Source organism: Pseudomonas sp. GL-B-26 (assembly GCF_019947405.1).
Classification (GTDB): Bacteria; Pseudomonadota; Gammaproteobacteria; order Pseudomonadales; family Pseudomonadaceae; genus Aquipseudomonas.
In genome coordinates, this window is sequence record NZ_JAGYGJ010000008.1 from 135,535 (window position 1) to 157,970 (window position 22,436).

A 22,436-nucleotide genomic window follows, 5' to 3' on the forward strand; every position below is an offset into this window, starting at 1 on the left:
AAAAAAAGTGCACACAGGTGATACTTTTTTTGATCTCGACTGGCTACGGAGAAGAAGAATCTTTTCGTCCTGTTTATAGGCTCATCCATTCATGTTCGCTGCACGCCTCCTGCGCCCGGATCGTCAGTTCAGCCCAGTTTTTCGCAGTGCGGTGCTAAGCCTTGTCCTGATCGGTGCCATTTGCCCGTTTGCCTTAGCCGTCGTGCCTGCGCAACTGGATTCTGTCGCGGTCCGTGCCTATGACATTCCTTCCGGCCCCCTTGGTGCGACCCTGTCGAGCGTTGCCGTGGACGCCGGCATCGCGCTGTCGTTCCAGCCATCGCTGACCGAAGGCCTGATCAGTCCCGCACTGACCGGCAATTACTCCACCCAGGAGGCGGTCTCCCGCTTGCTGGAGGGCAGTGGCCTGGACATGGTGTTGCGCCGCGACGGCAGCTACACACTGGTGCAGCGCCGGGTGACGCTGGATGAAACGGCCATCATCGGCACCGACAAACGTGCCGACGCCCTGCCACCCGTGTATCCCGGCGGGCAGGTCGCCAACGGCGGGCGCCTGGGCATCCTGGGCAACACCGATGTGATGGACGCGCCCTTCAGCGTCAGCACCTACACCTCGACGCTGATCAAGGATCAGCAGGCCGTCACCGTCGGCGATGTGCTGGAACGCGATTCATCGGTGCGCTCCACGGGTCAGACGGGAGGCATCGTCGACTCGTTTTTCATCCGTGGTTTTCCGGTTGGAGAAGGTAACCTCGGTGAACTGGCGTTCGACGGCGTGTACGGCGTGGCGTCCAACTACCGGGTGTTCACCGAATACGCCGAGCGCATCGAGCTGGTCAAAGGTCCCGGCGCCCTGCTTTACGGCATGTCGCCCAACAACGCTGTCGGCGGCGTCATCAACGTGGTGCCCAAGCGCTCCCTCGATGAAGACCTGACTCGTTTCACCGCCAGTTATGCCATGGATTCGCAGATCGGTGGCCACCTCGATGTCAGCCGACGCTTTGGTGAGGAACGCCGGTTCGGCGTGCGCATCAACGGCAGCACTCAGCAGGGCAACACAGCGATCGACGATCAATCCCGTCACGTCAATATCGGCGCCATATCCCTCGACTATCAGGGTGAACGCCTGCGAACCACCCTTGACTGGCTCAACCAGAAAGAACGCTTCGACGCCGCCTCACGGCCGTTCCTGATCGCCCCGGGCGTGGACATTCCCTCCGCCGCCAATGGCCATACCAACGTGAGCCAGGCATGGGGCTGGTCCGAAACCCGTGACAAATCGGCCCTGCTCAGCGGCGAATACGACCTCAGCGACGCATTGACCGTGTTCGCCCACGCTGGCGGTGGAAAATCGGACGTCGCACGAATGTCCGACCAAACGCCGACCATCATCAACGCGGCCGGCGACACCTCATCGGTTCCCGGCTATTACAAATTCGAAGTCGAGCGTTACACCGTCGACGCCGGTGCACGCCTGCGCTTCGACACCGGGCCGATCAGTCACAGGGCAGCCCTGCAGGTCAGCCGTTATCGGGATGTACTGTCCCGGGGGATCATTTCCGGACCGCCCATCCTGTCGAATATCTATCACCCGGTGGATCGCCCGGAACCCGCCATCCCCAAGCCGGACACGCCCAAAGTGTCCGAGAGCGAACTGACCGGCGTGGCCCTCGCCGACACGCTGTCGGTGCTGGATGAGCGCATTCAGGTAACGCTCGGCCTGCGCAAACAGAACATCAACTCCGATAACTACAACGCGTCCGGCACGGTCACCACCTCTTACGACGACGGCAAAACCACGCCGCTGTTCGGTGTGGTGGTCAAACCCTGGGACCACGTTTCGTTCTATTACAACTATGTCGAAGGCCTTAGCAAAGGTGACATCGCGCCCTCCGCCGCGTCGAACGCCGGCGAGATCTTTGCCCCTTATGTCTCCCGGCAGCAGGAACTCGGGGTCAAGGTCGACTACGGCACCTTCACCTCGACACTTGCCCTGTTCCAAATCAAGAAACCCAGTGGCGAACTGGTATCCGGTGTTTTTTCGGTGCAGGGCGAACAGCGCAACCGCGGGCTGGAACTGAATGTGTTCGGCGAAGTCGCCCCAGGCACACGGCTGCTCGGTGGCGTGACCCTGCTCAATGCTGAACTGACCAAAACCGGGGTTGCCGCCAACCGTGGCAATAAACCGGTCGGCGTGCCGCAGGTGCAGGCCAACCTCTGGGCCGAATGGGATACCTCGTGGGTCGAAGGCCTGACGCTCACTGGTGGGGCGATTCATACCGGGAGCCAGTACGTGAACCAGGCCAACACCCAGCAACTGGATGACTGGACCCGCTTCGATGTCGGCGCACGTTACACCACCCGCATCGATGAACGACCGACCACGTTTCGCGCCACCGTGCAAAACGTGCTCGACCATGAGTACTGGTCGGGCGTTGCCTCCTACGGCGCGTTCTCCCAAGGTTCACCGCGCACCTTATTACTGTCGGCGACTGTCGATTTCTGAAACGTTCAGCCCGGCAGCGGTGTAAGCCGTTGACCGATCTGACTTTTGCAAAGGCTTTGACCATGGTGACTTTTGATCGACGCAGCCACGCTTTCGCTGCGCTGCTACTGGCGGGTCTGCTGAGCCTGGCAGTGTTTTTCCTTGCCCCGCGCAGCGTGCTTGCCGCTGAAGCGGATCCGGCGCTCACCGAGGTAACCGATCTGCTGGGGCGCAAGGTCAAGGTGCACTTGCCGCTCAGACGCGTCATTCTCGGTGAAGGCCGGCAGCTGTATCTGGTCGCCGCACTGGACACACAAAACCCCATCGAGCGCATTGTCGGCTGGCGCAAGGATCTGATCCAGTCGGACCCGGATACCTACGGCGCCTACCTGCGCAAATTCCCCGACATCGCCAGGATCCCAACCTTCGGCGGGTTTGAAGATGGCACCTTCGATATCGAGCAGGCCATATCGCAGCGCCCGGACGTGATCATTCTCAATATCGAGGCGCAACATGCCACCGAAGATGCGCGCTATATCGAGAAGCTCGACGCCTTGGGCATCCCGGTGGTTTACGTCGACTTTCGCAACAACCCGATCCAGAACACCGAGCCGACCATGCGCCTGTTCGGCCAACTGTTCGGCAAAGAGCAACGCGCCGAAGCCTTCATCGATTTTCGCAACCAGCAAATTCGCCGCGTCACCGACGTCATCGAGAAACAACACCCGCCCCGCCCCAGTGTGTTCATTGAGCGCATTGGAGGCTATACCGATGATTGCTGCCTGAGTTTCGGCAACGAGAACTTCGGACTGTTCGTCGATATGGCCGGCGGCAACAACATCGCCCGCCGCATCATTCCCACCACGTTCGGCCAGTTGAACCCCGAGCAAGTCATCGTCTCCAATCCGGCGCATGTCGTCGTCACGACCGCCAACTGGGAAGCCTTTGCACCCGGCGGCCATTGGGTCGGTGTCGGCCCGGGCGCGGACATGGCGCAAGCCAGGAAAAAACTCGCCTGGTACACCCAGCGCCCGGCCTACGCCGGTATCAAGGCTCAGGACGATCAAGCCTTTCACGCCATCTGGCATCAGTTCTACAACAGCCCCTACCAGTTCGTCGCCATCCAGCAATTGGCGAAATGGTTCCATCCGACACTGTTTGCCGATCTGGATCCGGACGCGTCATTTCGCGAATTGCATGAGCGCTTCCTGCCGGTGCCGTATGAGTCCGGTTACTTTGTCAGCTTGCGCCAGCCTGAGGTAAAACCATGAGTTCATTGACCGACGCCGTGGTCGTCCAGCGCGAAACCTATCGTCGCCTGGTGCTGCGTAAACGCCTGATTCTCCTCGGGCTGGTGATCTTGCTGTTGTGCAGCGTATTGCTCGACCTGGCTCTGGGGCCGGCGAGTTACAGCTTGCGCGAAGTGCTCGGCGCACTGTTCTCGCCAGACAGCGCTTCACCGCAAGTGCGCGTGGTGATGTGGGACATCCGCCTGCCGGTGGCCCTGATGGCCGTCGCCGTCGGCGCGGCGTTGTCGCTGGCTGGCGCCCAGATGCAGACGATCCTCAACAACCCGTTGGCCAGTCCGTTTACGTTGGGCATTTCCGCCGCCGCCAGTTTTGGTGCGGCGTTGGGGCTGGCGTTCGGTGTCGCGCTGTTCCCGCTGGCAGCGCAGTTCATGGTGCCGTTGAACGCGTTCATCATGGCCATGTTGTCGGCGCTGTTGATCCACTTTTTGAGCATGCGTCGCGGCGTCACCGCCGAAACCATCGTGCTGCTCGGCATTGCGCTGGTGTTCACGTTCAACGCGCTGTTGGCGCTGGTGCAGTTCTTCGCCACCGAGCAAGCCGTGGCCGCCGTGGTGTTCTGGACGATGGGAAGCCTGACCAAGGCCACCTGGCCGAAGCTCGGGGTGATCTGCCTGGTCATTCTGATCACCCTGCCGATCTTCGCCAAACGCGCCTGGGCCCTGACTGCCCTGCGACTGGGCGATGACAAGGCCGCCAGTTTCGGCATCAACGTGCGCAGCCTGCGATTTCAGACGCTGATCATGGTCAGCCTGCTCGCCTCGTTTCCGGTGGCCTTTGTCGGCACCATCGGATTCATCGGGCTGGTTGGCCCGCACATCGCCCGCATGCTGATTGGTGAAGACCAACGGTTCTTTTTGCCGGCCTCGTTGCTGACCGGCTCATTGATTCTGTCGGCGAGCTCTGTGGTCAGCAAAACCCTGATACCGGGCGCGATATTCCCCATCGGGGTCGTCACCTCGCTGATCGGCGTGCCGTTCTTCATATCCTTGATTCTCGGCGGGAAGAAAAATTCATGGTAACGCTTCAACTGGAGAATCTCGGTGCCCGCTACGGCCAGCGCGAGATCATTCGCGGTGTCACGACCGCGACTTTTTTCGGCGGTCAGGTAGTCGCGGTGGTCGGGCCCAATGCCGCAGGCAAGTCGACATTGTTCAAACGCATGGCCGGGCTGATCGATGGCCCCGGGCAGGTCATTCTGCAAGACTCAAAAAAAGGTGCACAGGGCATCAGCTATATGCCTCAGGGTTTGAATGCCAGTGCCCGGCTGACGGTCTACGAATCAGTGCTACTGGCGCGTAAACAACTGACACCGGGCTGGGTCGTACACGACGACGAATTGAAACTGGTCGACGAGATTCTCGCGGCGTTGGGCATCACGGGACTATCGTTCCGCAACCTCGGCGAATTGAGCGGAGGTCAGCAACAATTGGTCTCGATCGCACAAACGCTGGTGCGCGAGCCGGAAATCCTGCTGATGGACGAACCAACCAGCGCCCTCGATATGTATCGGCAGGTGCAGGTGCTGGACTTCATGCGCAAACTGGCCCGCAAACGCGAGGTCATTGTGTTCATCGCCATCCACGACCTGAACCAGGCACTGCGCTTTGCCGATCAGGTGTTAGTTATCGCGGACGGCACCACTCAAGGTAGCGGCCCAAGCAACGAGGTCATTACCAAACAAATGCTGCGCAACGTATACAAGGTTGAGGCGCGCATCGAGCAGTGCAGCCGCGGGCTGCATCACATACTCATCGACGATATCGTTTGATACTTTAGCCAGTTAAGGTCAGGTCTTAGGGTAGTAGTGCGATAGACGAAACTCGTATAGCGAAGCTTTTCAGCAGCTGATTTGTCTTCGTTATCCCCCAAACAATGGTTGAACGGAGCATCCATTCCACTTATCCCACTCCCTAAAGCTTCGCTTGCCGATTGCAGTTCTTTGCGACAGGCAGCAATCGACCCAAGCTGCCGTTGACCAAAGGCAGAAATCGACCATGAGGAGACACTTGCTGCCTGGCTTGATCAGAATCTCCATCGGCACCGGACCTTCTCATGCTGATTGTCTGCGCCAGGTGCCGGGTGATGTGCCGAACTGGCGTTTGAATGCGCGACTGAATGCAGCTTCGGATTCGTAGCCAACTGCAAAGCCGATTTGCGCCACATTACCGCGACCTTCGCGCAGGTGTTGAGCCGCCACGTGCATACGCCAGAGCGTCAGGTATTGCATCGGTGGCTGTCCGACCAATGCCGTGAATCGCTCCGCGAATACCGAACGCGACATGCCCACTTCAAGCGCCAGGGCTTCTGCCGTCCAGCCCTCGGTTGGACGAGCATGGAGCAGCGCCAGTGCGCGCCCGATCTGCGGATCCCGCAAACCCGCCAGCCACCCGCGCCGTTCAGCGGGGAGGTTCGCGACATACTGGCTGACGGCTTCGACGAACAGTAATTCGGATAGCTTGGCGATGACCGTTGTCGAGCCGACGCGCCCCGCCGCGATCTCACTGACCGCGAAACGGAATGAGCTTTCAATCCAGGCCCCCGAAGCCGTCGCGCGCACGTCTAACTTCAATAAGGCTGGCAGCGAAGAAAGCAACGGACTGAACGGTGTTTCAGAGCCGAGGAATCCGCACAATAACTGTGTGGCCTCGCCGCCCCCGCCGTACTTGATTCGTGAAATGCCGCCGACTTCCGGTGGCTGAATAACGTCGCGCGCCGACATGGGCGCAATGCTTAGATCACTGCCAAAAGTATGAATGTCGTTGCGAGGAAGCAGAATGAGTTCGCCTGCCCGTACGTCGAGGGTGGCGCCATCGTCGATTCGCAATTGCATGTGCCCCGCCGCGACAAAATGCGACGCAATGATATGCCGAGGTGCCGCCAGGAACGGTTTGCAATCGTCTGCAGAGATTCTTCCGCTGATGCACCAGGGCGCAGTGAACTCCGCCTCGAGGAAGACCCCTCCAGACAGCCGAATCACACGCAAGACATCAGATAGCGCATCCAACAATTGCCAGCCCTCCTTTCCGGAGTCCGGAGCATGTAATCAGGCGCACTGGTCATTCACCGCCTGAACTGCGAGGCCCAGATTAGCACCAACGCGGACACAGTGATCGAGGCGATCCCCAGATGCTTCACCACTGGTCATTGACTCCCGCGTTAACCGTAATTGGCCCATTCCAACTTGACCACGCAAGCCGGAGATCAACATGAACACCGCAGCGACCCTACCCAGCTCAGATTCAGGCAACGCCGCCCGTTATGCTCAAATCGTCAGATCATCGAAGAAAGCGGAATGGCAGATCGATCGCGATTTGCTACAGGACCGCAGCTTCGACTTCTCGCGCAAATTCTTGCCCGACGGACTATCGCGGATCGACCGCCTGACCTTTCTCGCCGCGGACGAGGCGCGCCTGCTCAGCCAGATTCAGGGCCGAACCTATGCGTATATCTTTGGCCTGGTCGAGCGCTTTATCAGTGCCAAAATGCTCGATCAAGGTCGGGCCCATGTCTTTGACGATCAGCTCGCACTCGAAGCGCTCGTGCGCTTTTCCAACGACGAGATCAAGCATCAGGAGCTGTTCCGGCGCATTGAGACGATGATGGGGTCGCAATTGCCAGCGGGATATCGTCAAGTTGCCGATCCAAACGATGTGGCGCGCGCGGTACTGGCGGCCAGCACCTGGTCGGTGTTGGCGCTGACCTGTCATATCGAGCTGTTTGTTCAGACGCATTACGTGCAAAGCATCGCCCCGCGCGAGGAGTTGTGCCCACTGTTCAAGGACGTCTTCAAATTTCACTGGAAGGATGAAAGCCGGCACGTCGTACTCGATGAACTTGAATGGGAGGCGGAGCACGCGAAACTCTCCCCGGCCGAGCGCGACCAGGCAGTGAACGATCTGATTGCACTGGTGGCGGCCGTCGATGGAATCCTGCAGGCACAATCGGCATCCGATGCCGACTACTTCATTCGAAATATTTCACGATCGTTCAGTGTCGATGAGACCGTGCAAATCAAAGCCTGCGTGCTGAGCGCCTACCGCTGGCAATACATTATCTCGGGCGTGCAGCATCCACACTTTGGCCGGCTGCTTACGCGCATGACAACTCCAGCACAGTTGTCCAGGGTTCAGACCGCACTGGCACCCATCATGAGCAATTGATCGACAGGGGCCGGCCGACTGCGCGTCGGCCGCGCGGCTATGGGATGACGTGCTGAGAATGATTGATTGAGGATGGCAGCCATGACGATTCCGATGTGGATGCTGCTTGGATTTGCGACCTGGACTTTGCTGCTGTTGATGGCAACCGTCGGGGTGTATCGCTGGGTCAGAATCTTGTTTTCGAATGTTCCGATTGCTTCTTTCCGAAGCGATCAGCTCGAAGGCGAGGATTGGTATCGGCGAGGGATAAGAGCGCACGCGAACTGTGTGGAAAATCTGCCTGTCTTTGGCGCCATCGTATTCGTGATTTCAGCCCTTGGTGTCGACGGCCCCGCAGTGAACTACTTGTCCATAATCATCCTGATCGCTCGCGTGTGCCAGTCTCTGGTTCACGTATCCCATGTGCAAACCGATACGTTCGTGGCGGTTCGGTTTACCTTCTTTTGCGTGCAGTTGGTCTGTTTTCTCGCGCTCATTGTTGTAGCCGCTTATTACGGCGTATGAAGACCCAAACCAGGGGCGATTTTTTCGTACAAACCCTGCACCGTGCTCACGCCAGCAGCTCGGTGATCCACCGGGCCTGCCGGGTGATGTCTTGCACCTTTTCTTCCGGCACGGCCTGCCGTGCACGGGCGAAGTGGGTCAGGGTCTTCTGCTTCTCGCGCAGTATGCGCTGCCACTTGATCAGGAACGCCGGGCTGCGTGCCTGCATCTGCAGCGGGCCGAAGTACAGCTCCTCGGCGGTGTACGTCACCGGCCCGGCGCGCTCGGCGACGATGATCTCGTAGTCGAAACGGTTTTCCCGCAGCAGTTCCTCGCAGAGGATGTGGTAGCCATTTTCCATCAGCCATTGGCGCAGTGGCTGCTCGCCGCCATTGGGCTGCAGAATCAGGCGCTCCTGGCCGCTCAGGCGCGCCTTGCCGCTGTCGAGGATGTCGCGGATCGTCTCGCCGCCCATGCCGCAGATGCTGATCGCCGTGATCCCGTCTCCCGGCTCGATCGCCGCCAGGCCATTGGCCAGGCGCACGGTGATCCGCTGGTCCAGGCCGTTCTCTCGCACGGTGCGTTCGGCCGAGTGGAACGGCGTCAATGCCACCTCGCCGGCCACCGCCGCCACGATCGCGCCACGGCGCATCAACGCCACCGGCAGGTAGCCGTGATCCGAGCCGATATCGGCCAGGCGCGCATCTGCTGGCACATGCGCCGCTACACGCTCCAGGCGCTGGGACAATGTCTGTTCGTTCAACCGCCGTTCCTTTTTCAGTGTCCGCATCAGGTCGATATCAGCAGGTAGCCCAGGCAGGCTGCCCCGCCGGCAGAAATTATAGGCTGTTTAGTTTTTTGGCACAGAGAATGCTGTGTGGCCCTGGACATCGCCTTTCCGGCCTTGCCCGCCAGCGTCACCATCAAGACTGGCGAGCGCAACATGATGAGCTATCTTCTCAAACCAGTGCTTGAGCGTATTGACAGCTCCTTCAAGGAACAATGAAATGGTCCGTCATTGCCTGTACTTCTGCCTGCTGTCGCTGTCCCTCCCGACCAGCGCCATGGACCTCAAACAAGCCTGGGATCTGTTGCAGTACCAAGGCCCCGTCTATCGCGCCGCCGTGCATGAAAAAGAGGCCGGCGCGCAAAACCGCGACATCGGCATGGCCGGCCTGCTACCGCAGATCAATGCCTCGGCCTACGACAACAAGGTCAATGGCACCCAACGCCAGAGCGGCGTCGAAAGAGATCTCGACTACACCTCCAAGGGCGCTAACGTGCGCCTGCGCCAACCGCTGTTCAACAAACAGAAGATGGCCGAGTACCGCCAGGGCAAGCAGCGTGCCGACTACAGCGTCGCGGTGTTCGATGCCAAGAGTCAGGACACCGCAGTGCGCCTGGCTGAAAGCTATTTCGACGTGCTCTTGGCCAGCGAAACCATCACCCTTGCCACGTCCAAACTGAAAGCCTTCGACGAGCAACTCGCCTCGGCGAAACGGCGCATGGAGTTGGGGGCCGGCACCATCACCGACATCGACGAGTCGGCCGCTCGTCGCGACCTCGCCGCGGTTGAGCTGATCGAAGCGCAGGACAACCTGGTCAACGCGCGCCGCAAGCTTGAGGAATTTATCGGTGAAACCCCCGAATCGCTGACCACCTTGCGTCCGAGCTTCGATACACCACCGTTGCTACCGAGCAACCTGCAAGACTGGTTAGTCAAAGCCCAGACCGACAGCCCGCTGATCCATGCGAGCCGTCATAGCAGCGACCTCGCCGAAGAAGAAGTGAAGCGCGCCAAGGCCGGCCACTGGCCAACACTGGATTTCGTGGCCGGCTACACCGCGGGTGATAGCCAATCAATCTCCGAGTTGAATCAACGTAACCGCTACGGCTCAATCGGGCTGGAAGTAAACTTCCCGTTGTACAGCGGTGGCGGCACTAGCGCGTTGACACGCCAGGCGAGTGCCAATAGCTATAAGGCCCTGGACGAACTTGACGCCACGCGCCAGGAAGTCATCACCGGTACCACCCGTGAGTATCAAGGCGTACAGAGCGGCGCCCAACGTATTCACGCGCTGGAGAAGGCAGTGGAGTCCAATGAACGCTCACTGGCTTCGTCACGCAAGGGCTTCAAAGAAGGAGGCACCAGCACCAACTCGGACGTCCTCAATGCCGAAGAGCTGCTGTTCGTTGCGCGCCACGATCTGTTCGAGGCCAAGCTTCACTACTTGATGTCGCGCCTGCGCCTGGCCTCTTCGGTGGGCAGTCTGGGTGACGACGATATCGACCACATCAACGACTACCTCGGCCCGGAACTGTTGGTTACCCACTGACGTTCACCTGCGCGGCACTTCTACAACGTGGTCGGCAAAACCCGGGCACGCAACAGCGTCCTCTTTTCGGGACCGTGTAAGCGTCAACGGGGGCAAGCCCCTCACCACCATTATCGGCTCAAGGCATCAGGTCCAGCGCTAACGTCTCGTCTTTCGCTCGCTCGTCGTACCAATGCTTCAAAGATTCAGGCAAGTGGCCTTTCCAGCCCGGCACATTGGTGTAGTAACGGGCTCTCAAATGGCTTTGCTGATCGGCAACCACCAGTAGCAACCAAAATCGGCTATCCGGTGCGCTCGCGAAGATCGCAGCGTTGATCGAGCCTAAACCGCGTATCCACATTTCCGTGACTTGCGCCTCCGGCAAGTCGCCCGACGTGTCGCCTGTCACCCTCGAACTGCTACTCGCCAGCAATCGCTGATAGTCGTCCTTGAGTAATTGCCGCAGTGCGTCATCCTCCTGCCGTGTGCGCACCAACCCCACGCTGAGTAAATCGTTGTCCAGTGCCAAAGACTGCTCCGACGCCACATAACGTCCGGCGTAATACACACCCATGCCGGCGCCACAATCGGCAGCGTCGCCGCTCTGTGTAACGTCGAGTACGCCGTTGATGGCTTTGAAATCCAGGGTGCAGGCTCCCTCGGCGTAATGCGCCTGAGTGCCGTCGAGTGTCGCGATACCGTTCAGCTCGCCCATGTTGGCGCCGTTCGTGGCCGAAACGTCGAACGTAATGTGAGTTGAATCCTTGCGTGTGGTTTTCAACTCGGCCCCCGTCGCAACGCCCCACGGAATCAGTTGCCAGGAGGCATCCCAGGTAAACGGCTTGGCAGCGTGGCCGAGTTCAACGAGGCGCATCTGGTACTGCTGGCGCAGACAGCTGAGGTTGTCTGCACATTGATTGCGTTGTTTCAGCCACTGGCGTTGATCCGCTTTCAGCGACTTGGGGTCGACGACCTTGGGCAGCGTCGAACTCCAGAGTGCGCCCAGTTTGCGGTCAAGGTCCGACGTGTAGGGGTCGGCGCAAATGGCCTTCTCACTGGGACTGACGGCGCTGTCGCAGTTGAAGCTGCTGGCGTGGGCAGCAGCGGACAAGAGGACAGGCATCAACAGGAAAGCGTAAGGGGTATTGAAACGAGAGGACCTTGAGGGCATCGGCAGATTCCATTCTTTTGGCGGCGCCAGTATGCCCAAGTCCATGAGCGCGGGCATTTTTATAACGGTGGCTCGGTGGGACCCGAGGTGAACACGTCAAAACGGGGGCGGGCCCCCGCTACATGTTCGGGGTAGTTTCAGATATGGATTTCGCTGGTGGGGATAACGTCGATCCGTGCCACAGGCCCCGTCAAGTGCGCCAGGTCTGCGTTGTGCTCGGTGATGATGTCTTCGGCGGCAAGGTTGCCGTTGTCGACGGTGGAATGCGCATCGGCGGCGAGCACTACGTCATAGCCCAGGTTCAGGGCCTGGCGGACAGTGGTGTTGACGCAATAGTCGGTTTGCAGCCCGCAGATGATCAGGCGGTCGGTGCCCAAATCCTGCAATTGGGCTTGCAAGTGGGTCCGGTAGAACGAGTCTCGATTGGTTTTTCGCACGCGAAGGTCTTGCGGCGAAGTCTTCAGGCTTTTGGCCAGTTGCCAGCCTTCGGAATCGTGTTGCAGCAGGTCGCCCTTTTCTTCGTGCTGGATGAGGATGACCGGGATGCCGGCAGCGCGAGCCTTGGCGCTCAGGTCGTTGATGTTCTCGATAACGCGTTTGATCTCAAAACATGCGTACTCGCCAGTGCACAGGGCTTGCTGGACATCGATGATCAGCAGTGCGGTAGCCATGGTCCCGTCCTTGAAAAGTCAGTGGATCAGGGGACGAAAATAGATCCGTCCCCTTTTAAAAACAACCCTCAATAACCGAGCGATAACCCAGTATTACGACGCGGATCGTTCGCCCCATAGAAACGGTTTTTGCCGACCGGTTTGCCTTCCAGCGACGGTGCGCCGACCAGAATCGCCGCCACATGGTTGGCGTCCTGTGGCCCGGCAAACTTGTGCCCCCAACTTTCGAGCATCTTCACCGTATCGGGACTGGTGGTAAAGGTCTCAAGGTTGGTCTCTTCCGGCAACCACTGCTGGTGGAAACGCGGTGCATCGACCGCTTCCTGGATGTTCATGCCGTAGTCGATCACGTTGAGTATGGTCAGTAAGGTCGCGGTGATGATGCGACTGCCGCCGGGGGTGCCAACCACCATCACCACTTTGCCGTCCTTGGTGACGATGGTCGGGCTCATGGACGACAGCGGTGCCTTGCCGGGAGCGATGGCGTTGGCCTCCCCTTGCACCAGACCGTACAAGTTCGGTACGCCGATTTTCGAGGTGAAGTCATCCATTTCGTCGTTGAGGATGACCCCGGTTTTGCTGGCCATGACGCCGGCGCCGAACCAGTCGTTCAAGGTGTAGGTCACCGACACCGCGTTGCCCCATTTGTCGACGATGGAGTAATGAGTAGTGTTGCTGCCTTCATGGGGCGCTACGCCGGGTTTGAGCTCGCGGGACACACCGGCCTTCTGCGGGTCGATGGCGGTGCGGATTTTGGTGGCGTAGTTTTTATCCAGCAGATGGGCAATCGGGTTCTTCACGAAATCCGGGTCGCCCAGGTAGCTGTTGCGGTCCACGTAAGCATGACGCATCGCTTCGATCTGGTAGTGCATGCTCTGGGCCGAGTGATAGCCCAGGTCTTTCATCGGATAGCCTTCGAGAATGTTCATGATCTCGCAAATCACCACGCCGCCAGAGCTTGGCGGTGGCGCTGAAACCACGTGGTAGCCGCGGTAATCGCATTCAATCGGGGCCAGTTCGCGGGTCTTGTATTTGTCGAGATCGGCCTGGGTGATGATGCCTTTGTTGGCCTGGCTGGCGGTGACGATGGCATCGGCCACCCAGCCTTTATAGAAGCCGTCGGCGCCGTTCTGGGAGATTTCCCGCAGGGTCTTGCCGAGGTCTTTTTGCACCAGTTTCTGGCCGACCTGCATCGGCTCGCCGTTGCTCAGGAAGATCGCACCGGAATCCTTGATGTCCTTCTTGAACACGTCAGTGGCGATTTCCAGCAACTCGACATCGCCCTGCTCCAGCACAAAGCCGTCTTCGGCGAGCTTGATGGCCGGGGCGATCACTTCCTTGCGCGGTTTGGTGCCGTATTTCTTCAGCGCCAGTTCCATGCCGGACACGGTGCCCGGCACGCCAACGGCCAGATGGCCACGGGTGCTCAGGTCAGGGACGACATTGCCCTCCTTGTCGAGGTACATGTTGGCGGTGGCGGCCAGCGGAGCTTTTTCGCGGAAGTCGAGGAAGGTTTTGCGCCCGTCGGCCAATTGAATGGTCATGAAACCGCCGCCACCCAGGTTGCCCGCCGCGGGATAAACCACCGCCAGCGCATAACCGACCGCTACCGCGGCATCGACGGCGTTGCCGCCATTCTTGAGCACATCGACGCCCACGTGACTGGCCAGATGCTGGGCGGTGACGACCATGCCGTTTTCGGCTGCAACCGGCGCCACGGAGGCCGCGTAAGCACTGAGGCAGCTGAGCGCCAATGAGGTCGCAATCAGCGATTTGGCAAAAGGTTCGAACTTCATGAGTCGGTCTCTTTTTGTTTTTAGGCTCTGTAAAAAAACAGAGGGAAGGCCTCAAGAGCAGAGGCAAGTATGGCTGGGATTGCGTATTGTGCCTCCCCGTCGAGGCAGTATGCTTGGCCTCTGCTCAGCACTTTTACGGAGTCCACCGGCATGAGTTACACCTTCATCACCCTCGCCACGCCGGTGGGCGAGTTGAAGCTGGTCGCGAACGGCTCACGACTGGCAGCCATCCTCTGGGAAAACGACAAACCCGAGCGGGTGCGGCTTGGGCCGATGCGTGAGGCGCCGGATAATCCGATCCTGATGCGCACCGCTCAGCAGCTGCGGGAATACTTTGCGGGCTCGCGCAATCGTTTCGACCTGGAACTGGATTTTGCCGGGACGGAATTTCAGAAGAAGGTCTGGGCAGCGCTGCTGACCATTCCGTTTGGCGAGACCCGCAGTTATAGCGAGATAGCCCGGCAGATCGGCAATCCCGGTGCAGTGAGGGCGGTGGGCGCGGCGAATGGCAAGAACCCGATATCGATTGTTGCGCCATGTCATCGGGTGATTGGCGCTTCGGGGAAGTTGACGGGGTTTGCCGGTGGACTTGAGGCGAAGGAGCAGCTGCTGACGCTGGAAGGTTGCGAATGGTCAGGGGTTAACAGGACGGGCGATTTGTTCTGATCAGGCGTAACGCGACCTGTAGCAGCTGTCGAGCCTGCGAGGCTGCGTCCGACTGCACAGCAGTCGCAAATTCAGGCGCCACGGTTTATCCGGAACAGCGCAGTGAATGGTTTTACGACTGCTGCGCAGCCGGACGCAGCCTCGCAAGCTCGACAGCTGCTACATTGATTAGCCCGCGACGAAGATGTTTTTCATCGCCGCATACTGCAGCAACATGATGGTCTTCGCATCGCAGATCTCCCCGCGATAAAACGCCTCAAGTGCGTCGTCGAATTTCCATTCCAGCACTTCCAGTTCCTCGGTCTCCTCCTCCAGTCCGCCGCCCTCGCTGACCTTCGAAGCGGCATCGTACTCAGCGATGAAGAAGTGCAGCTTTTCGGTCACTGAGCCGGGGCTCATATAGGCTTCGAACACCTTGTGCACGTGGTGCACGCGATAACCGGTTTCTTCCTCCGCTTCTTCGCGGATGCGCTCTTCAGGCGCCGCACCTTCGAGCAGCCCCGCCGCGACTTCGATCAGCAACCCATCGTGGCCGTTGACGAACACCGGCAATCGGAATTGCCGGGTCAGCACGACGGTTTTCTTTTCACGGTTGAACAGCAGGATCGCCGCACCGTTGCCACGGTCATAGACCTCGCGGGTCTGGCGTTGCCATTCTCCGTTGTTGCGCTGGTAATCGAAGGTGATTTTCTTGAGCAGGTACCAGTCGTGGGACAACACCTGAGACTCAATGAGGTTGACCCGCTCGGCTGTGTTCGACATGACAATGCATCTCTTTTTTCGTCAGAAGGCGCACATCTTAGGCTAAAACGAAAGCCTGGCGCTAAGACAGCTGAGCCTTGTATTCCTTCTCATACTGACCCGCCAGCGTCTCTTTCTGTTTGTCGTCGAGTAGCTTGCCGGCCATCTGGAAGAACTTCTGCTCTTCCTCTTCCAGATGGTGATTAACCTTCTCGGCGAGCTTCTTCGCGACCGCCAGCCACGCCGGGCTGGACATCTCGGTCTCGTCCAGTTCCTCCATCATTTCGTCCATCTCGTGATGTTCTGAAATGGCATGGCGGCTGAGGTCGACGCCATTATCAAACTCCATTAGCGGGATGTAGAAGTGGCGCTCTTCAGCGGTTTCGTGGGCCTGAAGTTCGGACTTGAGTTGCTTGTAAGCCTCGACCCGCTCGGGGGTGTCGCCGCTGGTCTGGATCAGTGCATCGGCGTAGGTGCGTTGGCGGTCGTGGCTTTCGCGCAAGGCTTCGAAAATATTCACGGAGGATCCTCATAGGCCGCGTTCTGGAATGACGCTGTTTAGGCTAGACATCTGCGCGCGAACGACGGTTCCACCTGAGAGCTGGAACAACGACCCGTTGCCGCGATAGGCTTGGAAATGTTTTCCACCCTGGCCATAAGGAAATAGCTGATGACCCTGCAAATAGAACGGTCGCAAAACCCCACGGATGAAGAGCGCCAGGCGATCCTGCTGCCGTTGCGCGCCTATAACGCCGCAAAAGCCGGCGTCTCGACGCAGGAGCCCGTTGCCTTGCTGGTGCGTGACGATAGCGGCGAGATTCTCGGTGGGCTTCACGGTCGAGTGTTTTACCAATGGATGTACATCGACCTGCTGTCGGTACCGGAGCAAGCCCGGGGACAGGGCATGGGCACGAAGCTGATGCAGATGGCTGAAGACCTGGCACGGGAAAAGGAATGCATCGGAATCTGGCTCGACACCTTCGACTTCCAGGCGCCGGAGTTCTACAGGAAGCTCGGCTACAGCGAGTTAGGCCAGATTGCTGACTACCCGCCGGGCCACAAGCGCTTCTTTTTCCAGAAGCGCCTGATCAATAGCTGAACGACTTACAAACAGGTCGCCAACGCCGCCAGTCGGCGCTTGGCGACAAAGTCGTCATGCTGCGCGTAATAATTCAGCACGGTGGCGGAAGCGTCAGTCTTCACGTCCACAAAGGACTCCGCCGAGCGCGTGTAAACGGTGGTGCCGCCCTTCTCGCCAGGCTGCAAATACGCGCCAGCATCGACACCGAACACAGCCTCATCCTGCCAGGAAAACTGCACACACTGGGCGACGACTTTTTCCGGTTTGTCCGACGTCAGGGTTTTGTACGGGGTTCCCGTGCGGGCGTCGTTCATCGCCGAGCCCGCGCATCCCGCCAGCAACGTTACGGCCAGCGCCACCATCAGAATTCGCATTGCGTTCGCTCATCAAGAAAAAGCGGACTGTATCACCGCGGCACGGCGTATCGTTCTGCTTTACTTCATTTATACCGCGACACCGAGTGACGATTCGCGCACCCTGTCGCGCCATTAACACCGCATCGCCCGTTTTTCCGGGCTCATTTTTTGGAAAGGCCATGACACCCAACGCCGAATATTACAAACCGACCGCTGAATATGCCGACAAGCTGATCAGCCAGATCGGTCAGACGCCGTCCTGGATTGCCAAGCGAATTGGCGTCACCGACAAGCGGATTCGTTACATCCTCGACGGCGAAAGAACCGTCAAAGGTGAAACCACGCCGATTCAAATGACGTATCCCGAGCAGTTTGCCCTCGAATGCCTGGCAGCAGCGGCCAAGGCCAGCAAGAAGCAGTCTTCGTAACCCAGCCTCAAGGAGCGACCATGGCGGCAACCGAACAGCAACACGAGCAAGCGCTGAAGAAGTTTCTCGATGAGCGCCCTGAACTGCGCGTCGAACTCGACAACCTCAACCCGCTGTTGGCTCAGGCCAAGGGCGAGACCGCGGCGCAGTACCGCGAGGAGCGCTTGCATGAAGCCTTCGAAGCCGAGGCCGAGCGCCTGGGATTGTTTGCCTGGGAGCTGACGCTGCAACTGACCGCCGCGACGCCCGAGGACTATCAGGCACAGCGCCTGGAAGTGCACAAGGAAGTGGCCGAGATGGCCGGCATGGACTGGCTGGAGTATTGCGAGTTATATGGATTGAGTAAGTGACCATGCCGGTCGCTGCCTGAGGACGACCTTCGCTGATGTTGCCATCCCTCTCCACTGACCGCGCGAGCCCAGGCCATCTGCATACCCGCAAATGGCGCGGACGCATTGGCATGTCGCTGGTGGCCAGCCTCTCGGTGCTCGCGGGCATGACCGACGCCATTGGCTTCATGGCCAGCGGCGATTTCGTCTCGTTCATGAGCGGCAACACCACCCGCCTCGCCGTCGCCATCAGCGACGGCGACCTGGGCCTGACCTTGCGCCTGGTGATCCTCGTCGGCACCTTCATCGTCGGCAACGCCTTGGGGATTGTCGTCAGTCGCCTCGGCGGCCGTCGGGCGCTGCCCTTGCTGCTGTGCATCGCCACGCTGCTCTGCGGCGCCGCCGCTTGGCCCTACGACGCGCAATTGCCAGCGCTGCTGGCCGCGATCATCGCCATGGGCATGCTCAATGCCGCCGTGGAAGAAGTGAACGGCCTGCCGGTCGGCCTGACCTACGTCACCGGCGCCCTGTCGCGCTTCGGCCGTGGCCTGGGACGCTGGATGCTCGGCGAACGGCGCAACGGTTGGCGCGTGCAACTGATCCCCTGGACCGGAATGTTTGCCGGCGCGGTACTCGGCGCAGTGCTGGAACATCATTTTGGGCTCAGGGCGTTGTTTGTCAGCGGTCTGCTGGCCGGCGCAGTCGGGCTGCTGTCGCTAAAAATCCCCCGGCGCTGGCAGTTGGGTTATATGCCGCGCTGAATTGGGTGGTGTCTGTCAGGCCGCCTTCGCGAGCAAGCCCGCTCCCACATTGAATCGCATTCCATTTGGTAGAACTCGGTCAAATGTGGGAGCGAGCCTGCTCGCGAAGGCGGCGACTCGGTCCCAAGGGAAAACCCATTTAGCCGCCCCGGCGATAAAGCTTTATCATGGCCGCAGTTTTACTGATCGAGTCCGTCATGAAGTTCGCCATCGCGCTGTTTTCCGCCGCCCATGCGCCCTCCTCGCGCCGCGCCTTGCTGTTCGCCCAGGCCGCGCTGGCCGGCGGGCATGAGATTGTCCGGCTGTTTTTCTATCAGGACGGCGTCTACAACGCCTCCGCAAGCGTGGTCACGCCGCAGGATGAACAGGACTTGCCCAAGCAATGGCGCAATTTCGTCACCGAACATCAACTGGACGGCGTCGTGTGCATCGCGGCCGCCCTGCGTCGTGGCGTATTGAACGAAGAAGAAGCCGGGCGCTATCAGCGTGAAGCCGTTGCGGTGGGCGCGCCGTGGGAATTGTCTGGTCTGGGCCAGTTGCACGACGCGGTGCAGGACGCCGACCGCCTGATCTGTTTCGGAGGCGCGTGAGATGGCTAAATCCTTGCTGATTATCAGCCGTCAGGCGCCCTGGTCCGGGCCGAGTGCGCGCGAAGCGCTTGACATCGTGTTGGCCGGCGGTGCCTTCGACCTACCGATCGGCCTGCTGTTTCTCGATGACGGGGTGTTCCAGCTCGCCGCGAAACAGGATGCCAAGGCCCTTCAGCAGAAGGACCTGAGCGCCAACCTGCAAGCCTTGCCGATGTTCGGTGTCGACGACCTGTTCGTCTGTGGCGACAGCGCTGCAGAACGGGGGCTGGACCCGGCCGGTTTATCGCTGGAAGAAGCCCAGGTGCTGACCGCTCACGAAATCACCGCACTTATTGACCGTTACGACCAGGTGATCACCCTCTGATGTCGACTTTGCATGTGTTGTCTCATTCCCCGTTCGGCGACGATCGCCTGACCAGTTGCCTGCGCTTGATGGGCGCTGACGATGCGCTGCTGCTGACCGGCGACGCGGTTTATGCGTTGCAACCAGGCACTGCGCCGTTCAATGCGCTGAACGCCCGCAATCTGAAACTGTTGGTACTGGCCGAAGACGCCCAGGCTCGCGCGCTGGAGATTCCTGACACGGCCAAGGCCATCGATTACCCGGCCTTTGTCGAGCTGTCGATTCACTACGACAAGGTCAACAGTTGGCTATGAACTCCCTGACGGTCGGCGCACGCGCCATCGAGTTGGACAAGGACGGTTTCCTGGTAGAACTGAGCGACTGGTCCTTTGAGGTGGCCAGCGCCCTGGCCGCCGCCGAAGACATCGAGTTGAGCCCCGAACACTGGGAAATCCTCGAACTGCTGCGCAGTTTCTATGCCGAATTCCAGTTGTCGCCGGCCACTCGTCCGCTGATCAAGTACACCGCGCTGAAGCTGGGCCCGGACAAGGGCAACAGCCTGCACCTGAACCGACTGTTCAAAGGCACCCCTGCCAAACTCGCCGCGAAACTGGCGGGCCTGCCCAAACCGACGAATTGCTTATGACCGACTACCCAGCGCTGACCCTCGAAACACCCGCCGAACACCCGTTCGCCCAGTTCGTGCGCATCCTCGGCAAGGGCAAACGTGGCGCCCGCGACTTGACCCGCGAGGAAGCCCGCGAAGCGATGGGCATGGTGCTCGACCACAAGGTCGAAGACACCCAGCTCGGCGCATTCCTGATGCTGTTGCGGCACAAGGAAGAAAGCGCTGAGGAGATGGCAGGTTTTACCGAAGCGTTGCGCGAACGTTTGCAGACACCGGCATTAAATGTCGATCTGGACTGGCCAACCTACGCCGGCAAGAAGCGTCATCTGCCGTGGTATCTGCTGGCGGCCAAGTGCCTGGCGCAAAATGGCGTGCGCGTCTTCATGCATGGCGGCGGCGCGCACACGGCGGGTCGGCTCTATAGCGAGCAATTGCTGGATGAGTTGAAGATTCCGTTGTGTCGCGACTGGCAGCAGGTCGGCGAGGCACTCGATAACGGTGGCCTGGCCTTCATGCCGCTGGTCGATTGGGCGCCCCAACTTCAGCGCATGATCGACCTGCGCAATACATTGGGCCTGCGTTCGCCAATCCATTCCCTGACGCGGATTCTCAATCCGTTGGGCGCTCGCTGTGGCCTGCAAAGCATTTTCCACCCCGGTTACCAGGCGGTGCATCGCGATGCCAGCGGTTTGCTCGGCGATACCGCGATCGTGGTGAAAGGCGACGGCGGCGAGATCGAGATCAACCCGGACGCCGACAGTCACTTGTACGGCACCACTGGCGGCGAAAGCTGGGACGAGGAATGGCCGCAGCTGTCGGCTCAACGGCACGTCAAACCGGCCACCCTCGATCCCGAGCATTTAAAAGCCGTGTGGCGTGGCGATGTGGTCGACAGCTATCCGCAAATGGCGTTGATCTCGACCATGGCCCTGGCCTTGCGCGGCCTCGGCCAAACCCGCGAACACGCCTTCGAAACTGCCCAGCAGTATTGGGACGCTCGGGACAAATCGATTTAACCGATCATAAGCGCCCAACCTTTGCGCTTTTTTATCGAACCTATGCGAATAGACTCCTCTCCAACGCTTATTGGTTGAGGAGTCTTGAACATGGGTTTGTTAGTTGAAGGTCGCTGGCATGACCAGTGGTACGAAAGCGGCAAGGACGGTACGTTCCAGCGTGAACAAGCGCAGCGTCGTAACTGGCTGACCGCCGACGGCAAGCCTGGCCCGACCGGTGTCGGTGGCTTTGCAGCCGAGGCCGGTCGGTATCACCTCTACGTGTCCCTCGCCTGTCCATGGGCTCACCGCACACTGATCCTGCGCAAGCTCAAAGGCCTCGAAAGCCTCATCGACGTCTCGGTGGTCAGTTGGCTGATGCTGGAAAACGGCTGGACTTTCGATCAGAACCTCGGATCGACCGGGGACAAGCTCGATCACTTCAATTTCATGCACCAGCGCTACACCGCCGATACCGCCGACTACACCGGCCGCGTCACCGTGCCGGTGCTCTGGGACAAACAGCAAAATCGCATCGTCAACAATGAATCGGCGGAGATCATCCGCATGTTCAATAGCGCCTACGATGATTTGACGGGCAATGACCTGGACTTCTACCCGGCGCCGCTGCGGGGCGAGATCGATGCGCTGAACGAACGGATTTATCCGGCGGTGAACAATGGCGTGTATCGCGCAGGATTTGCCACGTCACAGAAGGCTTATGAAGAAGCGTTCGACGGGTTGTTCGAGGAGCTTGATCGGCTGGAACAGCTGTTGGGCGCTAATCGTTACCTGACCGGCGAATACCTGACTGAAGCTGATATTCGGCTGTTCACCACGTTGATTCGCTTTGACGCCGTGTATCACGGCCACTTCAAGTGCAACCTGCGGCGGATTGCCGATTATCCGAACCTGTCGAATTGGCTGCGGGAGATTTATCAGTGGCCGGGGATTGCCGAGACGGTGGATTTTGAGCACATCAAGAATCACTACTATGGCAGCCACAAGACCATCAATCCGACCGGGATTGTGCCGAAAGGGCCGGCGCAGGAATTCACAGCGCCGCATGATCGCGAGCGGTTGAGCGGGAAAGGGGTTTGGCGCAAGAACCAGGTTTGATCCTAAGC

General features: G+C 59.5%; 27 protein-coding genes. 19 read left to right on the forward strand and 8 right to left on the reverse strand.

Annotation, left to right across the window (positions count from 1 at the left end; all coding sequences use genetic code 11):
• Positions 1–91 precede the first annotated feature (91 nt).
• From KGB23_RS07650 to KGB23_RS07665, 4 genes are all read left to right on the forward strand, one after another.
• A complete protein-coding gene (locus KGB23_RS07650) occupies positions 92–2,506 on the forward strand; it encodes a TonB-dependent receptor (protein ID WP_223430550.1) in 2,415 nt (804 codons plus the stop codon).
• 62 nt (positions 2,507–2,568) lie between these two features.
• Entirely contained in the window at positions 2,569–3,756 is a 1,188-nt protein-coding gene (locus KGB23_RS07655) for an ABC transporter substrate-binding protein (protein WP_223430551.1), read from the forward strand.
• Positions 3,753–4,814, forward strand: a complete 1,062-nt coding sequence (locus KGB23_RS07660) for a FecCD family ABC transporter permease (protein WP_046046860.1) — start codon at positions 3,753–3,755, stop codon at positions 4,812–4,814. Before KGB23_RS07655 ends, KGB23_RS07660 begins: the two co-directional genes overlap by 4 nt.
• A complete protein-coding gene (locus tag KGB23_RS07665; protein WP_223430552.1) occupies positions 4,808–5,563 on the forward strand; it encodes an ABC transporter ATP-binding protein in 756 nt (251 codons plus the stop codon). The genes KGB23_RS07660 and KGB23_RS07665 overlap by 7 nt, the downstream gene beginning before the upstream one ends.
• A 282-nt stretch (positions 5,564–5,845) precedes the next feature.
• On the opposite strand, the gene KGB23_RS07670 is transcribed toward KGB23_RS07665, so the two are convergent.
• On the reverse strand, positions 5,846–6,802 hold the full coding sequence (locus KGB23_RS07670; RefSeq protein ID WP_223430553.1) for an AraC family transcriptional regulator: 957 nt from the start codon (positions 6,800–6,802) through the stop codon (positions 5,846–5,848).
• Positions 6,803–7,001: 199 nt separating this feature from the next.
• On the opposite strand from KGB23_RS07670, the gene KGB23_RS07675 reads away from it, so the two are divergent.
• Entirely contained in the window at positions 7,002–7,955 is a 954-nt protein-coding gene (locus tag KGB23_RS07675) for a diiron oxygenase (protein WP_223430554.1), read from the forward strand.
• An 81-nt stretch (positions 7,956–8,036) separates the two neighbouring features.
• Positions 8,037–8,459: an MAPEG family protein gene (locus tag KGB23_RS07680; RefSeq protein ID WP_223430555.1), complete on the forward strand. Its 423-nt coding sequence runs from the start codon at positions 8,037–8,039 to the stop codon at positions 8,457–8,459.
• A gap of 46 nt (positions 8,460–8,505) precedes the next feature.
• On the opposite strand, the gene KGB23_RS07685 is transcribed toward KGB23_RS07680, so the two are convergent.
• Positions 8,506–9,201, reverse strand: coding sequence for a tRNA (adenine(22)-N(1))-methyltransferase (locus KGB23_RS07685; protein ID WP_317851611.1), 696 nt, complete (start codon positions 9,199–9,201; stop codon positions 8,506–8,508).
• Positions 9,202–9,315: 114 nt separating this feature from the next.
• Between KGB23_RS07685 and KGB23_RS30130 the strand changes: the two genes are divergently transcribed.
• Complete coding sequence (locus KGB23_RS30130; protein WP_263288554.1) at positions 9,316–9,444, forward strand: hypothetical protein; 129 nt, start codon at positions 9,316–9,318, stop codon at positions 9,442–9,444.
• Position 9,445: 1 nt separating this feature from the next.
• Positions 9,446–10,774 carry a TolC family outer membrane protein gene (locus tag KGB23_RS07690; protein ID WP_223430557.1) on the forward strand — a complete coding sequence of 443 codons (1,329 nt, stop codon included), beginning with the start codon at positions 9,446–9,448 and terminating at the stop codon, positions 10,772–10,774.
• A gap of 118 nt (positions 10,775–10,892) precedes the next feature.
• Here KGB23_RS07690 and KGB23_RS07695 read toward each other — a convergent pair whose 3' ends face one another.
• The 3 genes from KGB23_RS07695 to ggt form a co-directional block, all read right to left on the reverse strand.
• Entirely contained in the window at positions 10,893–11,876 is a 984-nt protein-coding gene (locus KGB23_RS07695) for a lysozyme inhibitor LprI family protein (protein WP_223430558.1), read from the reverse strand.
• Between the two features lie 185 nt (positions 11,877–12,061).
• Positions 12,062–12,595, reverse strand: coding sequence for a cysteine hydrolase family protein (locus tag KGB23_RS07700; RefSeq protein ID WP_223430559.1), 534 nt, complete (start codon positions 12,593–12,595; stop codon positions 12,062–12,064).
• A 68-nt stretch (positions 12,596–12,663) separates the two neighbouring features.
• Positions 12,664–14,391 (reverse strand): gamma-glutamyltransferase, encoded by a 1,728-nt coding sequence (gene ggt, locus KGB23_RS07705; protein ID WP_223430560.1) that lies wholly within the window; start codon positions 14,389–14,391, stop codon positions 12,664–12,666.
• Positions 14,392–14,541: 150 nt separating this feature from the next.
• Here ggt and KGB23_RS07710 point away from each other — a divergent pair, with 150 nt between their 5' ends.
• Positions 14,542–15,057 (forward strand): methylated-DNA--[protein]-cysteine S-methyltransferase, encoded by a 516-nt coding sequence (locus KGB23_RS07710; protein ID WP_223430561.1) that lies wholly within the window; start codon positions 14,542–14,544, stop codon positions 15,055–15,057.
• Between the two features lie 168 nt (positions 15,058–15,225).
• On the opposite strand, the gene KGB23_RS07715 is transcribed toward KGB23_RS07710, so the two are convergent.
• Positions 15,226–15,819 (reverse strand): NUDIX domain-containing protein, encoded by a 594-nt coding sequence (locus KGB23_RS07715; protein ID WP_095129015.1) that lies wholly within the window; start codon positions 15,817–15,819, stop codon positions 15,226–15,228.
• Between the two features lie 61 nt (positions 15,820–15,880).
• Positions 15,881–16,318, reverse strand: coding sequence for a hemerythrin domain-containing protein (locus KGB23_RS07720; RefSeq protein WP_134422604.1), 438 nt, complete (start codon positions 16,316–16,318; stop codon positions 15,881–15,883).
• A 150-nt stretch (positions 16,319–16,468) separates the two neighbouring features.
• On the opposite strand from KGB23_RS07720, the gene KGB23_RS07725 reads away from it, so the two are divergent.
• Positions 16,469–16,897, forward strand: coding sequence for a GNAT family N-acetyltransferase (locus tag KGB23_RS07725; protein ID WP_223430562.1), 429 nt, complete (start codon positions 16,469–16,471; stop codon positions 16,895–16,897).
• A 5-nt stretch (positions 16,898–16,902) separates the two neighbouring features.
• Here KGB23_RS07725 and KGB23_RS07730 read toward each other — a convergent pair whose 3' ends face one another.
• Positions 16,903–17,253 (reverse strand): hypothetical protein, encoded by a 351-nt coding sequence (locus KGB23_RS07730; RefSeq protein WP_008154821.1) that lies wholly within the window; start codon positions 17,251–17,253, stop codon positions 16,903–16,905.
• A gap of 161 nt (positions 17,254–17,414) precedes the next feature.
• On the opposite strand from KGB23_RS07730, the gene KGB23_RS07735 reads away from it, so the two are divergent.
• From KGB23_RS07735 to KGB23_RS07775, 9 genes are all read left to right on the forward strand, one after another.
• Positions 17,415–17,663 carry a hypothetical protein gene (locus KGB23_RS07735; RefSeq protein WP_008154823.1) on the forward strand — a complete coding sequence of 83 codons (249 nt, stop codon included), beginning with the start codon at positions 17,415–17,417 and terminating at the stop codon, positions 17,661–17,663.
• 20 nt (positions 17,664–17,683) lie between these two features.
• The gene (locus tag KGB23_RS07740) at positions 17,684–18,013 is read left to right on the forward strand and encodes a DUF6388 family protein (protein ID WP_095129012.1); all 330 of its coding nucleotides are present in this window, start codon (positions 17,684–17,686) and stop codon (positions 18,011–18,013) included.
• A 35-nt stretch (positions 18,014–18,048) separates the two neighbouring features.
• Entirely contained in the window at positions 18,049–18,753 is a 705-nt protein-coding gene (locus KGB23_RS07745) for a YoaK family protein (RefSeq protein ID WP_223430563.1), read from the forward strand.
• Between the two features lie 197 nt (positions 18,754–18,950).
• Positions 18,951–19,343, forward strand: coding sequence for a sulfurtransferase complex subunit TusD (gene tusD, locus KGB23_RS07750; RefSeq protein WP_223430577.1), 393 nt, complete (start codon positions 18,951–18,953; stop codon positions 19,341–19,343).
• Position 19,344: 1 nt separating this feature from the next.
• Positions 19,345–19,707 (forward strand): sulfurtransferase complex subunit TusC, encoded by a 363-nt coding sequence (gene tusC / locus KGB23_RS07755; RefSeq protein ID WP_150656267.1) that lies wholly within the window; start codon positions 19,345–19,347, stop codon positions 19,705–19,707.
• The gene (gene tusB, locus KGB23_RS07760) at positions 19,707–20,000 is read left to right on the forward strand and encodes a sulfurtransferase complex subunit TusB (protein WP_223430564.1); all 294 of its coding nucleotides are present in this window, start codon (positions 19,707–19,709) and stop codon (positions 19,998–20,000) included. The genes tusC and tusB overlap by 1 nt, the downstream gene beginning before the upstream one ends.
• Positions 19,997–20,332, forward strand: a complete 336-nt coding sequence (locus KGB23_RS07765; RefSeq protein WP_033057029.1) for a TusE/DsrC/DsvC family sulfur relay protein — start codon at positions 19,997–19,999, stop codon at positions 20,330–20,332. The genes tusB and KGB23_RS07765 overlap by 4 nt, the downstream gene beginning before the upstream one ends.
• Positions 20,329–21,330, forward strand: a complete 1,002-nt coding sequence (locus KGB23_RS07770) for a glycosyl transferase family protein (RefSeq protein WP_223430565.1) — start codon at positions 20,329–20,331, stop codon at positions 21,328–21,330. Before KGB23_RS07765 ends, KGB23_RS07770 begins: the two co-directional genes overlap by 4 nt.
• Before the next feature lie 90 nt (positions 21,331–21,420).
• Positions 21,421–22,428, forward strand: coding sequence for a glutathione S-transferase family protein (locus KGB23_RS07775; RefSeq protein ID WP_223430566.1), 1,008 nt, complete (start codon positions 21,421–21,423; stop codon positions 22,426–22,428).
• The last annotated feature ends 8 nt before the right edge of the window (positions 22,429–22,436 follow it).